Annotated in this window: 13 protein-coding genes; all 13 read left to right on the plus strand. The window is 35.3% G+C overall.

From position 1 onward, the window contains the following. The first annotated feature begins 198 nt into the window (after positions 1-198). The 13 genes from FFM62_RS05755 to FFM62_RS05815 all read left to right on the plus strand — a co-directional run bounded on the left by FFM62_RS05755 (position 199) and on the right by FFM62_RS05815 (position 16,499). Positions 199-1,032 (plus strand): LicD family protein, encoded by an 834-nt coding sequence (locus tag FFM62_RS05755; RefSeq protein WP_115471241.1) that lies wholly within the window; start codon positions 199-201, stop codon positions 1,030-1,032. Next, positions 1,025-1,888: a hypothetical protein gene (locus FFM62_RS05760; protein ID WP_115471242.1), complete on the plus strand. Its 864-nt coding sequence runs from the start codon at positions 1,025-1,027 to the stop codon at positions 1,886-1,888. Before FFM62_RS05755 ends, FFM62_RS05760 begins: the two co-directional genes overlap by 8 nt. A 15-nt stretch (positions 1,889-1,903) precedes the next feature. After that, positions 1,904-3,184 carry an ATP-binding cassette domain-containing protein gene (locus tag FFM62_RS05765; protein WP_115471243.1) on the plus strand — a complete coding sequence of 427 codons (1,281 nt, stop codon included), beginning with the start codon at positions 1,904-1,906 and terminating at the stop codon, positions 3,182-3,184. A 5-nt stretch (positions 3,185-3,189) separates the two neighbouring features. Next, on the plus strand, positions 3,190-4,014 hold the full coding sequence (locus FFM62_RS05770) for an ABC transporter permease (RefSeq protein WP_115471244.1): 825 nt from the start codon (positions 3,190-3,192) through the stop codon (positions 4,012-4,014). Positions 4,015-4,025: 11 nt separating this feature from the next. Continuing rightward, complete coding sequence (locus FFM62_RS05775) at positions 4,026-4,415, plus strand: hypothetical protein (protein WP_115471245.1); 390 nt, start codon at positions 4,026-4,028, stop codon at positions 4,413-4,415. Positions 4,416-4,481: 66 nt separating this feature from the next. Beyond that, positions 4,482-5,219, plus strand: a complete 738-nt coding sequence (locus FFM62_RS05780) for a hypothetical protein (protein WP_115471246.1) — start codon at positions 4,482-4,484, stop codon at positions 5,217-5,219. Positions 5,220-5,238: 19 nt separating this feature from the next. After that, positions 5,239-9,228, plus strand: coding sequence for a CDP-glycerol glycerophosphotransferase family protein (locus tag FFM62_RS05785; RefSeq protein ID WP_115471247.1), 3,990 nt, complete (start codon positions 5,239-5,241; stop codon positions 9,226-9,228). A 25-nt stretch (positions 9,229-9,253) separates the two neighbouring features. Then, positions 9,254-9,700: a glycerol-3-phosphate cytidylyltransferase gene (gene tagD, locus FFM62_RS05790; RefSeq protein WP_075269423.1), complete on the plus strand. Its 447-nt coding sequence runs from the start codon at positions 9,254-9,256 to the stop codon at positions 9,698-9,700. 35 nt (positions 9,701-9,735) lie between these two features. Continuing rightward, a complete protein-coding gene (locus FFM62_RS05795) occupies positions 9,736-10,968 on the plus strand; it encodes an SGNH/GDSL hydrolase family protein (RefSeq protein WP_115471248.1) in 1,233 nt (410 codons plus the stop codon). Positions 10,969-10,984: 16 nt separating this feature from the next. Continuing rightward, on the plus strand, positions 10,985-11,422 hold the full coding sequence (locus FFM62_RS05800; protein ID WP_075269425.1) for a hypothetical protein: 438 nt from the start codon (positions 10,985-10,987) through the stop codon (positions 11,420-11,422). A 31-nt stretch (positions 11,423-11,453) separates the two neighbouring features. After that, a complete protein-coding gene (locus tag FFM62_RS05805; RefSeq protein ID WP_075269426.1) occupies positions 11,454-12,941 on the plus strand; it encodes a glycosyltransferase in 1,488 nt (495 codons plus the stop codon). Further along, positions 12,931-13,428, plus strand: a complete 498-nt coding sequence (locus tag FFM62_RS05810; protein ID WP_075269427.1) for a hypothetical protein — start codon at positions 12,931-12,933, stop codon at positions 13,426-13,428. Before FFM62_RS05805 ends, FFM62_RS05810 begins: the two co-directional genes overlap by 11 nt. A 2-nt stretch (positions 13,429-13,430) precedes the next feature. Further along, positions 13,431-16,499, plus strand: a complete 3,069-nt coding sequence (locus tag FFM62_RS05815; protein WP_115471249.1) for a CDP-glycerol glycerophosphotransferase family protein — start codon at positions 13,431-13,433, stop codon at positions 16,497-16,499. Positions 16,500-16,529: the final 30 nt, after the last annotated feature.

The following is a 16,529-nucleotide window of genomic DNA, read 5'->3' on the forward strand; positions in this document are numbered from 1 at the left end:
TGACGCTTTTTTGTTGGAAAATCCAAGTAAAACCGCTAGTTTAAGGCATTGTTATCCAGTTGCGTATAAAAAGAAATTGAGATAAACTTAGAACGTTAGTAGTAATTTTTTACAGACTTATAAAAAATTTTGAGATTATAGCAATAATTCATGTTAATGGGCATTACCATGAATTAGCTAAAAGATTGGGGTATTGGAATGGGTGAACAATTAAAATATTTAACTGTACCTGAGGTGCAGAAAATCATGTTGACTATTCTGGCTGACATGATTAAATATTTTAATGAACATAATTACCATTATGTCTTAACGGGTGGTAGTGCCTTAGGGGCGGTCCGTCATCAAGGATTTATTCCTTGGGATGATGACGCCGATGTGGCATTACCGAGAGACGAATACGAAAGGTTCATTCGTGAGTATCGACCATATAATTCACAGTATGAATTGTTAACCCCGTATAACACTGAGAATTGGTTGTATGCTTATGCGCGGGTGAGTGATACGCAGACGCAAGCTGATGGTAAATGGGCACTTGTGCATAATGGCGTTTATGTGGATGTTTTTCCGATTGACGCGGTACCAAAATCTAAAATCGGCCAAAAAATGGCGTACTATCGGATGAAGTATCTTGATGTGATGCGTAATTCAACTCGACGAATCGCTATTTCAAAACAAGAACCCGGCTGGTGGTTGAAACCACTGCTTATTAAATATGCGCAACGGCATACGACGGGGTGGTGGGTGCAACGCATGGATAAGTTAGCGCAAAAGATGAATCAACGCCATGTTGCGTGTTCAAATATCTATAGTTTGTACATTGTCCAGGGATTGAATAAAACAAGGGAAAATTTTCCACTAGCTGTTTATCAACAACGACAATCAGTCCCGTTTGAAAGTTTAACTGTCTACATACCGGCAGCTAGCCAATATTATCTTACCCAGATGTATGGTAATTGGCAGGCTCTGCCACCAAAAAAGAAACAAAAAACGCATGCCCGTTTTTATAATAAAGGAGTAGAAGTACATGATTAGTTTATACATACTACTCATCGCTAGTGTTGTTGCCATTTTCGGCCTATTTGTAACTATTTTTGCCCGTGTTAAGAAAATTGATCGTTCTAAGAGAATGGGGCATTTTTTCCTGACATTCGGGATAATCGTTGCTTTATTTGCTGGTTTTTCAATTAATAAAGAAAAAGAGGCGCATCAAGCAGCCCAAGATCATCAAAAGAAAGTGCAAGCAGAACAAATTTATGATGCTGAACTGGTTCATTTGAGTGATAAAAAAGTGAAAATCAAAGATGGTGAAGCCAAGGTAACCATTCATGTATCTAAGAATACGGCCGTGAAAGTATCTAGCAATCATGAACAGCTCCATGACTTAAACTACAAACCTAATAAAAGTAAAAAAGATATCAAGGTGACTTTTGTGATGCCTGGTAAGTACACTGTTAAGGCAACACGTGGTCAAAACAAAATCACGAAGCATATTACGGTTCAAAAGGATGATCAAAAAAAGGTCGGTGAATCAACAAGCACGTCAGTTAGTGAAGCAGAAATTGTTGAACCAGCCAGTGAAGAAGTTGTTGAAGAACCAGCTGTGACTGCAGAAACGAGTACTGAAGAGGCAATTGATCCAGGATTGACTGAAGATAGTGCGGAAACTGATACTGCTGAAGCACATGTGGCCCCATCTTATGATGAGACACCAAACTATACGCCAACTTGGACGCCGGAAGAAACTCCTGCAGATACGCCAGCTAGTGGTACTGGTGAGGCGACAACCGACACTGGTGCCGCTGATACTGGTACACAAGGTAGTGAAGCGTCAGATGATGCAGCTGGTACGGAAGATTCAGTTGTTGATGATGGTAGCACAGTACAATGAAGATAGGTTAGAAAAATGGTTGAAAACAAAGTAACCGTTGCAGCAAATCATGTCACGAAGCGCTTTGATTTAGCTGAACGACAATCAGATAAAGTGAAAGCTGTCTTCAAATTTTGGGGAAAAGGTATTCCTAATTTTTGGGCAGTAAAGGGTGTGTCCTTTGAAGCACATGCCGGTGAAACCATTGGGGTAATTGGAACCAACGGGTCAGGTAAATCAACCTTGCTAGAAATGGTAGCGGGATTGACCCAACCAACCAGTGGGCAAATGACCATCAACGGCTCAACTTCAATCATTGCGATTGGGGCGGGGATGCGTCCCAAATTAACTGGGCGCGCTAATATTCGTTTGAAGGCCTTAATGCAAGGAATGACGGAAAAAGAAATTGAAGCCAAGATGGATGACATCATCGAGTTTTCTGAGCTAGGTGATTTTATTGACCAACCGGTTAAATCATATTCATCTGGTATGAAATCTAAGCTAGGTTTCGCCATTTCAGTTTATTCTGATGCTGATATCGTCATTATTGACGAGGCCCTCTCTGTGGGTGATCCGACGTTTACGCAAAAATCAATGGAACGTACGAAGCGCTTTAAAGAAGGGGGTAAGACAATATTCTTCGTGTCGCATTCTGCGGCACAAATGCGTCAAATGGCAGATCGTGTGATTTGGATGCACTATGGTGATATCCGGATGGATGGCCCAATTGACGAAGTGATGCCAGAATACGAGCGTTTCTTAAAGCATTTCAATCGTTTTTCAGAAAATGAACGTCTGGCGTATCAAAAGCGTTATAAAGAAGCGCAAAAAACATTTACGCTAGGACATCTAAAGCAGCTAGAACGTAATCGCCAAATGTTATTGGATCCATCCACAGCTTTGAAACGACAAAAAGAAAATGAACAGTTCTTTACTGAAGGTAGTGAGAAGATGGGGTGGTTCACTCGTATTTTCTTGCTTGTCATTACGATATTGACGGTGGGATTGATGAATAAGCAATTGTTAAACATGTCATGGGCTAATGTAGCAGCACATCCGACGCATTTGATCACGAACTTTGCACCGTCAAAATTGGCACAGTTAAACCAACGTCATGGACGTACGGGAAGTAATGAACGTGCTGAGACACCTGTTTACTCGGCAACGCAAAATACGTATACGGTCAAAGATGGTGAAACGTTGGCTGGTATTGCCGAGAAAGCAAATATTTCGATTGAGGCGATTATGCAAGCAAATCAAATGACTGATCAAGTGGTCAATCCGGGGCAAGAAATTATTTTGCCGGTTGAGAGGTAGTTATTGTGAAAGATATTTGGAAAATTTTTAAGGAATTAGTGAAGAGTTGGCCGGTAATGCAACGAATCGCTCGTTACAATAATGATCAGACCTACCGGGAAAACTATCTGGGAGATTTTTGGCACTTCGCTGATCCACTTTTACAGATTGGAATTATGGTTTTAATGTTCGCAATCCGTAATGGTGGTGATAAAGGTAATCCGCATGCAACTGGCTTGGCAGGATATATTGCTTGGATTGCATTGGGAATGGTTACTTATTTCTTTATGCAGTCAGCGATGAGAAAGTCAGCAAAAAGTATCCAATCACAAGTTAATATTCTATCGCGAATGAAGTTTTCGCTGTCGGCGATCCCAATGACTGAAATTATCACTGAATTACGACGATATTTCGTCATGTTGGGAATTGCTTTTTTTGCAATCTTGTTCATGAATGTTAAACCATCCATTTATTGGCTACAATTTTTTTATTATTTCTTTGCGATGATGGTGTTCTTATATGCATTATCGTTGGTGACGTCAACTATTACGGTATTAGTTCCAGACTTTTATAATGCCTATGCAGCGATCTTACGTGTCGGAATGTGGATTTCTGGAGTGATTATTCCGGTTGATAGTCCCAATTTCCCACTATTGTTGTCAAATGCATTGAAATTAAATCCATTGTATTACATTATTCAAGGATTTAGAGAAACGTTGTTAGAAAACCCGATTTGGTTCTGGCATAATATTACGGCCAATCTATTGTTCTGGGGGATTGTGCTTATTCTCCTCACAGTTGGTGCACATATCCATATGCGTTTCCGTAATCGTTTCATGGACTTTGTATAAAGGAAGAAAAAATGAAAAAGACACTAGGAATCATTCAAGTATTAGCAATTTTGGTTATTGGTATCATGATTGGGGCTTTTGCGGAACGCAGTCATGCATTTGGCTACGCCGATAACACGCCGATTATTCCAAATGGTACTTATAAGACATCAAATGCGAATAAATGGCAAACCATGGAAGTTTCAGACTCTGAAGTCAAAGATGCAAAAGGTAAACATCTAGTAGTAGTCGATAATCGCTTTACTAATCGTACCCGTGGTCGCTTAGTTTTGGCTAGTCCTGATAAAGGTAATCGTTCATGGTCTTACTATATTGCTAAGGTAAAAGAAGGTTGGCGGGTAAGTCCAATCATTAATGGTGAACCTGACCATGATTCGGACTTCATTGTTTACGTCAATTAATGTAGAAGAAGTTCTCATACCAGGATTAACTCCTGGATACATATTAAAAATTAGAGGGATATTCATATGAGTAATCAAGTAAAAATCATTATTGATAAGTTAGGCGCTGATGAAGTTAAGACAATAAAACGTTATATAGATAATTTGCGTCAACTGATCGGTTCTGATTTTACATTGACGATTTTAGATCCACGGTATAAAGGCGACTATAACCAGTTGATTAATGAGTATGAAAAGCTTTCGGGTGACTTCCCGAACATAAAGATTGAAAGTTTCTATGTGTCACAATATTTGAAGAGCAATCGACGCGACAACGTCAATCAATTTACACAAGACTATATTGGCAACCAAAAATTTACTGTTAAAAAGAAAGGCGGCCAACGCCTTTTTATGCAAGATGGTGAAGTACGGATTGCCATCATTAATAATAAAGCTGGTAAAGTCACGGCGGTTGACTTTGCTAAGCCAGGTCAAAAGAAACCGCACCAACGTGTCTCGGTTAATGCTGCTGGTAATATTCAAGTGTTACGTCATTTTGATGATAAGACCCATTTGCCAGTTGTTGATGAGTATTTAGACACGGACTTAAAGACACAGTTGACAGTCCATTTTGATGAGCGTGGTTTACGCTCAGATTATCAGCTAGTTGGTTGGGATGAACCCGTAGTATATAGCGAAGTCGATTTATATGAACAGTGGTTTAATCGTATTATTCAACCAGATGATTATGTGATTAATATGAATCGCCACTATGATGTGTTATTTGAACATCAGCATGACGTGACCAAAGTCTTTCTAATGTAGTGATTGGGTGGCAATTGAGATGGATTTGAAGAAAAAAGTAAAACGTGTTGCACATATTTCAGAGGTTGCCATGACTTATCGGTACTCTGACTTGAAAAAAACACGCGAATATTATATACGCCATTATGATCAGGCTACGGTTGATGATCAGGTAGTATTGTACGAAGCCCGTGATGGGCAGTCAATGACGGATTCCCCATTAGCAATTTTTCGTTATCTGAGTTCTCATGCACAGTATCAATATCTGCAACATGTGTGGGTCGTGACGGATGACAGCCCAGAAAATCTGGCAAAAATGGTTGCGAATGTACCGTCTGATGTGCAGTCCAAAATTATTTGGGTGAAGCGCAATACGATTGCCTATGCGAAATGGTTACTAAAGGCAAAGTTTTTGATTACCAATTCAACATTTCAGTCGTTTTGGCATAAGAAGCCAGCGCAAGTTTATCTAAATACTTGGCATGGTACGCCGTTGAAATATATGGGTTATGATATTCCTGGTTCAAAGACTTCCTTAAAAAATGTGCAACGTAATTTATTAATGGCGAATTATATTATTTCACCGAACGCCCATACATCGCATGTGTTTTTAGATCGTTATAAATTAAATGGCTTGTACCAAGGCGAAGTGCTTGAGGGTGGCTATCCGCGGATTGATTTGACTTATGCGCATGAGCAAAAAAGTACTCTGGCATATTTGCAACAAAGTGGTGTGCAACTAGATTTAACGCAACTCATTGTCATGTACACACCAACCTGGAAGGGAACGTCAATTACAAACCCATCTGGGAGCATTCAGCAAATTTATGAAGAGATTAAGCAATTAAAACAGTTAAATCCTGATAAAAATATTTTGGTTAAAGTACATCCATATGCTTATCCATTGGCTAAACGTCATGAAGGGTTACGCCCATATTTAGTGCCGGATGAAATGGATGCTAACTTGATTTTAGGAATCACTGATGTCTTGATTACTGATTATTCAAGTATTTTCTTTGATTATTTAGTGACTGATAAACCAGTTATTTTCTATGCTTGGGACCATGAATTATATAGTAGTTATCGTGGCATGTATTTTGATGATAATGAGTTACCTGGTCCAATTTTAGATGATATTGAATCAGTAGGACATGCATTGCAGCATACTAATCAAATTAGTGAACATTATCAGCACAAATATCAACAAATTAAAGAAAAAGTTGTCCCATACGATGATGGTCAAGTCACTACTCGCATCGTTCAAACAGTCTTTAATCAACAAACAGTGTCAGGTGTAAAGCATATCCCAGCAAGTGGCTTGGATAAGACAAAATTGCTGATTTATCCCGGTGGTATGGGAAATAATGGGATTACGACTAGTGCCATCAATTTAAGTCATCATATTGATTATGATAAATACGATGTGACATATTTGTTGTGGGACAACGATAATGAAGAAATTATCAATAACGTTGCGCAGTTAGATGAACATGTGCGCATTATGTACCGCTTTGGGGTCACTGCCTTAACCCGTCCGGAACATCGACAAGACCGTTATGTCAGTGAACATGGAATCAAACGTTGGTCTGATACGAATATTCCAAAAATTGGTTACCAACGTGAAGCAGATCGATTATTTAATAGTGTTCAATTTGATACATTGGTTGACTTTTCGGGATACTCATTTAACGGCTCAAAGCTATTTGCGGTCATGCCTAGAAAGCAATTGGTTGTTTATCAACATAATGATTTATACACCGATTCACAGAAAGTAATTAATGGTAAGCAAGTGCATGCCAAGAAGTTAGGCGCTTTATTTACGCTCTATCAAGTTTTCGATAAAATCGTTTCTGTTTCGGAAACTTTAAAGCAAATCAATGAGAAGAAGCTGTCAGAATATGTTCGGCCAGAACAAATGGTGGCAGTGCCAAATTCATTGACGCTACCTACAGAGGTAGATCAGCAAGCAGATAATTTACCTGTTATTGAAGATTATCAAGCGGCTGCAACTATGCGTGTACAGGATGTTGAGATGTATATGTCTTTGGCGGATATTGCACAGGGTGTAACCGTTATTAAAGCAGTCAATCGTAATGATCATATTCGTGTTCTTGGGCGAGCCCGCATTAATCAGCAAACATTCTACAAGCTTGCGATAAATGACTTACCAAGTGGTTGGGTTGCTGCAAAGTATGTCGATGTTCAGGAAGTTAATGAATTATTGTACCAAGAACCAGCTCATCAAATTGGTTGGGTGTATAACAATAAGCGACGTCTGTTCCAGACACCATATTTAAAAGGTGAAGATACTAGTGATGTCATTGGCCAGGCAAAATGGTTAAACCATACTTTTGTCAAAATTGTTGCACAAGCTGAAACGGGGGATGGTCGATATTACCAAGTCCAGCTACCAAAAAGTCAGCAATTAGCTTGGTTAAAGGCGTCAAGCATCTTACCGATGCAGTCCGCATCGAAGTTTGCCTTTTATCAATGGTTATGGAACAGAATGTCTAATAAAGTTACTGAACAAGTATATAATGTTGGTGTCAAACAACTATTTATGATTAATCATGAGGTTGTCTTGACTAATCAACCATTAGGGTTGGGTAAACGCGGGATTAAACAACGCCAGTTAAAAACGGTTAATAGACTTTATTTAGCAACGGCATTCGCCCAAACGACGACAGGTAATTATTACCGAGTGAAAGTCGGTCAAAAACAATGGTGGCTTGCTGAAAAAGATATGAATAAACAATCTATTGATGTGTTACTGACGAATAACTATCACGTCAATTTGAGTGACTATCTAGATGTACCTGTTAACCAATCATTAATTTTTAACCGGACCAGTGAACAGATGATTCGTTTACATTTCAATACTTTACCGGATGATTTGGTAATGGTGGCTGGTTATCGAACTACCCTGTTAGTTGATAATCAATCAGTTTATCAACTATACTCTGAAAAGTTTGATGAGTCGGTGATGGTACCAGTAAATGAGGTATTTGTGTTAGATACGACACACTTTGATGAGGTGTATGCTGTCAGCGGGGACATCATGGTTGCTTATCAATCAATGTTATTAAGTCAGGAGCAACAACAGATAGTGGTGACAAATCATATTGTGGAATTAGCTCGGGTATGGAATTGGCAAACGCAAGCGTTTATGATTTATGGTCAGTTGGATAATCAATATGGTTGGTTTGATGAATCGGTATTAACAAATGATCATATGAAACCACTGTCTGTGCAAGAAAAAATGCTACCTGATGAACAATCAGGTGTGAAACTAGCAGCTGATGTGTTGCCGGTTGATGAGATTCAACCAGTTTCTAAAATTGACCAACCATGGATTACACGAAAAATTTCTGTATGGGATGATGATAAACATTACACACAATTGCTTCGACAAAATGGACAAACTATTTTGCTGTCCGATACTGGGGATGCAGTATTAGCTGCGGATGTCCAACAGGCAGTTTCAGACTCTTTGCTGTATCAAAATGGTCGTCAGTGGGCGACGTATAGTCATTTTGTTTTTGTGGCTGTTGGTCGTTTGTCACCTGAAAAGAATCAAACAATGCTATTAGATGCTTTTGCAAGGGTTTATGCAAAACATCCAGAGGCTGAGTTAATTATCATTGGTGATGGCGTTATCCGTGATGAATTGGAGAATAAAGCTATGCAGTTGGGTATTGCCAATGTTGTCCTATTTACTGGGCAAGTTGATAATCCTGCGGACTACTTGGCATTGGCCGATGTTTTCGTACATCCATCACTTTATGAAGGTCAACCAATGGTTTTGCTAGAAGCTTTAATGCAGCAACGGTTAATTGTGGCAACTAATATTGCGGCGAATGTTGGTGTGATAGGTAACCAAGAGTATGGTTTAGTAACGCAGGATGTGACTGCAACTTCATTTGCGCAATTAATGTTGTTTACCATAGAGAATCAGACTAAATTAGAAAAATTTGATATTAACGTTTATCAAGAACAGGCGCGCCAAGCGTTTAATGCTATACTGAAATAATAAATACTAATAGGAGTTAGAAATTATGAAAAGAATTATTACTTATGGAACGTTTGACATGTTGCACTATGGTCACATCAATTTATTGCGTCGGGCAAAGCAATTAGGTGACTATTTAATTGTCGTTCTGTCATCTGATGAGTTTAATTGGGATTCAAAGCAAAAGAAAACGTATTTTTCTTATGAAAAGCGTAAGCAATTATTAGAAGCTATCCGTTACGTTGACTTGGTTATTCCAGAGAATAGTTGGGATCAAAAAGTTTCTGATATGAAAGAGTATCATGTGGATACTTTAGTTATGGGGGATGACTGGGCAGGTAAGTTTGACTTTATTGAAGAGCAAACAGACACAGAAGTCGTTTACTTACCACGTACGCCAGAAATTTCAACATCACAAATCAAAGATGACCTAAATAAAAAGAAATTGGCCACAAGTGTGGATACCTCAAAAATTGATGTTTCAGGGAACTAGTCGCTAAATAACCAGTAGTAGGGAAGATAACTCGTATGACAGTTAAAAGCAAAGTAAAACGGTTTTTGAAGTATTTGCATATTGGGAAGTCAACTAATGACTGGACGGATAAAAATGTTATTGTTTTTGGTGATAGTATTGTTGCCGGCCAAGAGTTAGTGCGTGAAGAAACACCGTATCGTGATGCGGTATATGCAAAACTAGCCTCATATTATTTGCGTGCCCATAAGTTAGAAAACTTTGCCGAAACTGGTACGGGGCAGTTTAAAGGCCAACACAATCTTGACCAGCTAGCTGGTTGGACGCACAGTTTTGAAGGTAGTATTCAGCATTATTGCCAAGACATTCGTCAGGCTGATGTGATGTTGATTGCTTATGGTAACAACGATTGGAAACAACCTAATCCGGATGGCTCATTGCATACATTAGAAGAAGTTAAAATGAAATTGCGTGAGAACATCCAGCGAATTAGGCGACTTAATCATCATATTCAATTAGTGGGTGTTTTAGAAACGTTAGCATTTCGTAAGCACAAGCCTGCTTGGCATTTAGAAGGGCCTAATGGTTTTACTTATGAAGAAATGGTATCAGCATTTATTGAAGTGTACCAAGAACTTCAGGTGCCGATATTTGATATCCGTGATTATCACTTAGGTAACCATATGGACGAGTATGTTGATGATCGCGATCATTTTACTTTATCAGTGCATAAACAGATTGCTAAGTGTTTGACAGATTTTGTAAGGCATGGTTATCAATCGCCAACACAACGTTTTGGGGAAACTGTGAAATTTATTTTTACAGAGAATTTGTTTGAAGATTCGCAAATGCGTTGGGAGTTATTTAAGCAGATTAGAAACCAAGCTGAGCAAGGGCGACGTTCTGAGGTATTATGGTTTGGATTATCGGAAAAATATCAATCACAATTGGATAAATTATTTTCGGAAAATGAATTACCAGCTGATTTGAAGATAACTAATATTTATCAATATTATGCGGCACCATTAAGGTATTCTGAAAAGGTAGACGATTTATCCTTGAAAGAAGGAAAGCTGTTTAATCAAAATAGCGTAGACTTTATCAAGTTAGATGGTGATAAAATTTTTTTAAAGCAACTAGATACTACTAAATGGTCTAATGGTATGACCAAAGATTATTTTAATAACATGTGGCTTCAACACTATATTTCGTTAAAAGATGAAGTGTTTCTAGTGGAGGAAAACAAATTAAAGAGTGTTAACCCGTTAAATTTGTACGATATAACGTAGGAAGAGGAATAGATAAATGAGATTTTTTTCTGAAAATGACCAAGATATAAAACTTAAGAAAACTAAAAATTTACCAGGATTTGAAATAACTTTAACAGAAAATTTGAGTATAAAATCTCAAATTAATAATCCCTTTTTTACAGGACTAAGGGGAATGAATATCATTCAGCTACCTAAGAAAATGAAGGGGTTTCGTGATAATCCGGATTTGCAAAACTTGCTGGAACCGGTAAAAGTTCGAACAGGCATTAAGGCAGATTTAAATGATTCACAATTTTTGATTTTTCAACCTAATTTGGAATTTTTAAGGGCTCATAAGTTATGGGCAAATAATCAAATTTTTGGACATGATGAGGAAATAGTTCCAACTATTCTTAATTATGGATTTCATGATGTAACTTTAACTAAGGATATGGTAATAGGTAATATTATTGTTTTGAATGCCATTGTTTAGATTCCTTTCAGTTAAGGAGGTTGGGCTGAATATGAGAAAAATTTTTTTTATAACTAGTACTTTACCCAAAATTCATGGGGGTAGAACTAAGTCGTTATTACAAAGGGCACATTTATTAAATCAAAAGGGAATTGATATAACAATTGTTTCGACTAATTATAATTCGGAATATGAAGAAACGTACTCTTTTTTTAGAGAACAAAATCGAGTATTGGGTAATACTTCCTTTGAAAATATTTATGATTATTATAAGCAAAAAAATAGTACGAAAAATGTTAAAGTGACTTGGAAGGAAATGCTATCAAAATATGTTGGTGATTTTTCGGAATACGTAAAGGTTAAAAGATCATCGCAGAATGACCGTACTTATTTTTATAGAGATGGACTTCCTAATTTTGTGGTTAAAGGTCTTGACTCTGGAAACATTGAATTTTTTGCTTTATATAGAGATTGGAATTTTGAACCATTTAAAATTTTTTATGTTAATAATAATGGATTTGTTCATAAAATAGAGACTTTCGGCGAAAATAAGTCGAGAATTCTACAAGAATTTGTGACAGAGGAAGGTCTTAAGTATTTGTCGAAAACATTTAAGAATGGAAATACAGTTACAAGCATAAATCTAAACACTGCGTCTGAATCTGTTAATTTTTCGAATGAGAAAGAGCTATTTTCATACTTTTTTGGTGATATCTTTTCAGAAAATGATGTTGTTGTCAACGATGCAAGGCTTTTAGATAAACCGTTACTCGAAAATAAGGTTGGAAAAAGAATTTTTCAATTACACAACCCACATTTAGAGGACCCTTTAGATACCTTATCAGGCATAAAACATTCCTTTAAGAATATTTTGAATGCAAATTTGCCTGAAAATAGTGTTATTGTCACTCTTACGCAGAAACAAAAATTAGATATTACTTCAGAAATTCCGAGTTTAAAAAATAAGATTGCTGTGATTCCTCATTCTACTAAAAAAACTAGGATTCAATATGATAAGAGAAAAAATCATTTTGGTGTCATATGCCGATTACATCCACAGAAAAATTTAAATGATGTGATTATGGCCTTTTATTTGTTTGATCAGGAAATTAAGGGGTATTTCCTTGACATTTTTGGAGATGGGGAGAGTCGATCAGAATTAGAAAATCAAGTGAAAAAATTGGGATTGGATAAAAAGGTAATTTTTCATGGCAATGTGCAGAATGTAAACAAAGCATATCAACAAATTTATGCATTGTTGATAACTTCTAATTTTGAAGGTTTCCCATTAAATGCATTAGAGTCACTTTCTAACGGAACGCCTATCATTACTTATGAAGTGAATTATGGACCCACTGACATTGTAGACGAAAAAAGCGGATGGGTTGCAAAGTCACGTACTCCGGAAGAATTTAAAAGACAAATGATTAACGCTGTTAATAATCCTAAAAATACTTTAGAGGTTCAAGAAAGAGCATCTTACTTTTCTGAAGAAAACTTTGTTTCAAGATGGTTAGAGGTTATTGATCATGATAATTGAAAAATTTACTAGTTTACAGAAACTGAATGATAATATTTGGAAAGTTCAAAACCAAGATAGTGATTTTTATGTGACTTTTTTGGATAGAACTTTCCCAAATTGGAATCGCTTTTCAATAAAAAAAGTCAAAGATAATTTATTATATTATGATGGAGAAAATTTAAAATTTAGTTTTCGCATTAATTTAGAAACAGGAATATTTAAGCATATAGATGTTTATTTAAGAAATGATATTAGGCCATATCGTCGAATCTTTTTAACTAATGGTTTTATAAGAAAGATTCGATACTATGAATTCAATAGTTGGGTAAAAAATTATGATATCGTGGTGGGCAATAAGTTAAAGGCTATATATACAATTGAATATTTTAATAGCGAGGAACGATACATAGATGATTATTATAAGCCAGGATCTTTATTTTATGATAAGGAAGACTTTTTAACGCATATGTTTTCAGAGAAATATAATCGAGGGGAGATTGGATAGTCATGATAGTGAAAGAATTTAATTATACCCCAAAAGGGAATCTGGATTTTATAGATGATACTGGTCAAGATGTAACTGGTGAAATAAACATACTTTTTCCATCAGGAAAAGTAATAAATAATTTTAATCATAAATATATTAAAATTCCAGAAGAAATGTGGGGATATAGAGAAGTTACTTTAACGGATAAGCATGGACGCCAACTTTTTTTTGATGATAGTCTTATAAATACTTATTTTACTAATGAAACTGAACAAACGCTCAAATATGTTTTTTTCCGTGCAGATGTGATGTGCTTTGGAATCTATCCCAATAATGATAATAAGTTAATAAATTTAAATAAAAAAGAAAAAATTTTTTTTGAAGGTAATTATCTAGGAGTAAAAGTGCCTTATAAAATGGAGATGCCGTATTTTTTTGAAGTTTTCACAGAGAATTCGGTTAACCTAGTTAATTATAGAAAAAAGTCAGATAATGAGTACCTGCTGGACTTAACGTCAATTGATTTGAATGAGATTAAATCAATTTATTTTAAAGATTATAAGTTTAATCGTCAAATTAACTATTGTATATATGAAAATAAAGACGAAGCCTATCAACAAATAGAGAATTCAAAATATGATCAAGTAAAATTAGAATTTACTGAAGATGAAAGATTTTCTAACAAAAATGATTGTCAATTAATGGGGCAGTTAGGTGAAAATCATTTTAGTATAGATGAAAATTTTAGATTAGATGAATCTTTTCTAAAGGAATATAGAGATAAAAGCGATAAATCGTTGGAAGTTTTTGAAATTAAGCAAGGAAAAATTTCACAAGTGAATTATAGTATTTCATCTAACCTTAAGAAAAGCAATCTGTATTACCTCTTCAAAAATAATATTATAATTTTAGGATCTAGAGTAGTTACAGGTGACTTGAAGAAAAAAATTGTGGCCGCTGAGCCTTTAAAGGTGAGCTTAGAAAGCGCTTCTGATAAATATATTGAGTTAGTATTTCCTGAAAAAATTTGGACATTACAAATTATTACAACTTCAAATAACTTGAAGGGGCCTTTTTCTGAAATACCTAATAATATAATAGAGAACAAGGTGCATATAGAATTTAATGATGTTTTTAATGATTTGGGTGTTGTTAATGGCGTCAGGAATATGAATATATTCGCAAATGTTAGTTTTGAAAATGAAAGAAGTTCTAGTCTTTATAAATTACAGTTAGCTAACAATAATGGAATTAATAAGTACCAATTATTTGATAATAGGAGACCTTTACCTGGTGGTGTAGGAAAGTATCAGCAATATATCCAGGTTTTTAAACAAGAAAATACAGATTTAATTTTCTTAAAGGGGCCATTACATAATTTAGTTAACAAAACATTTAATTTAGAAGCACAAGTTAAATCTTTAAAAAGGGAGCAAGATAGTTATAAACTTACTCTTCAAGTAGAGGGTGAACTTCTTGATAAGTGTAATATTCAGTCTGTTAGGTTAATAAACAGAAATATTCTCAATCCTAAAGAAAATGATTACACTGTAAATATAATATCTGAAAATGAAGATTCAGTTGTAATTGACTCAATTATAGACTTAGAACACAGCTATATTCCATTTTACTGGGATTTGTTTGTCGTTTTAGGAAATGAAAATATTAATTTACCAATTCAAGTAAGCAAATTGACAGATAGTGTTAAAGATTTAGTTGATGTGGATGTCTTTGAAAAAGAGATAAGAACAGCAGTAAACACAATTTTATATCCATATGTTACTGCTGGTGGATCATTAGCATTTACCTATAGAAATATTGAGCCGTATGAAAATGAAGTAAATTTCAATAGAGAGATTAAAGCTTATAATGTATACAATCATTTTAAAAAATATTTAGATAAAAAAAACATTTGGATAGTTTTTGAAAAGAATAGTTTTGGGGCGCATGATAATGCCTTTCACTTTTTTAAATATATGTATGAAAATGAAAAGCATCCCAATACTTATTATGTAATCAGAAAAGATTCTCCTGAGTATAAAAATTTGAGTAAAATGCAGGATAGAGTTCTTGTTTATATGAGTTTTAAATACTTTTTGTATATGTTTTCTGCTCGTGTATTTATTTCGTCAGACACTAAATTTCATGCATACAATTTGCAACGCAGAGACTCATTGTTAGCTAAGTCTATGTTACAAAAGAAAAATGTGTTCTTGCAGCACGGAATGAATGGAATAAAAAAAGTACCGGTTTTTCATAAAAAAAGAGGCCTTTTAGATTTGATAATAGCGCCCAGTGATTTTGAACGCGACAATATAAATATAAAAAAATGGGGATATTCTCCAAATGAAGTTGTTGCAACAGGGTATGCTCGATGGGATTCATATATAGATAAGACTGATGAATTATCATACCATCAGATATTTATGATGCCTACCTGGCGTAAATCAATGGAGGGTATGAGTCGTGAGGAATTTTTAAAAACAAGGTTTTATAAAGAGTATCAAGCCTTTTTAAAATCACCTAAATTAAAAGAGGTTTTGAAAGCGAACAACACTAGACTTGCATTCTTTTTACATCCATATTTTAAAAATTACGTTGATCTTTTTGATATTGATGAAAGTTTTACTGATAAGTATGGGTATCTAGATGTAGATATGGGAAATGAAATCATGAAGAGTTCAATGATGATTTCAGACTATTCAAGTGTTGTTTGGGATATGTTCTATTTAGAGAAGCCAGTAATATTTTATCAGTTTGATCAGGAAGATTATTTGAAAAGTGAAGGCGCTTATCTAAATTATGAAAAAGATTTGTTTGGAGATGTTGTCTTTAATTCTGATCAAGCAGTAGATTCCATTATTAAGTATGTTGAAAATGGTTTTTCCGAAGAAAATCAGTATTCAGCTATGCGTAAAAAATATATGAACTTTCACGACCACCAGAATTCCGAAAGAATTTACCAGGCTATTTTGAGCAAGAAAAAATTATTAGGTATAGAAAATAAGTGGACGTTGTTGAGAAGGGTTTCAAGGAAGTTGTGGAAACTAAAGAAAAAAATTTTAAACTATAATTCTAATACTAACTAGATAGAATTATAAATGGGTGAAAGGTGTAAA

Source organism: Weissella thailandensis (genome assembly GCF_005405465.1).
GTDB lineage: Bacteria > Bacillota > Bacilli > Lactobacillales > Lactobacillaceae > Weissella > Weissella thailandensis.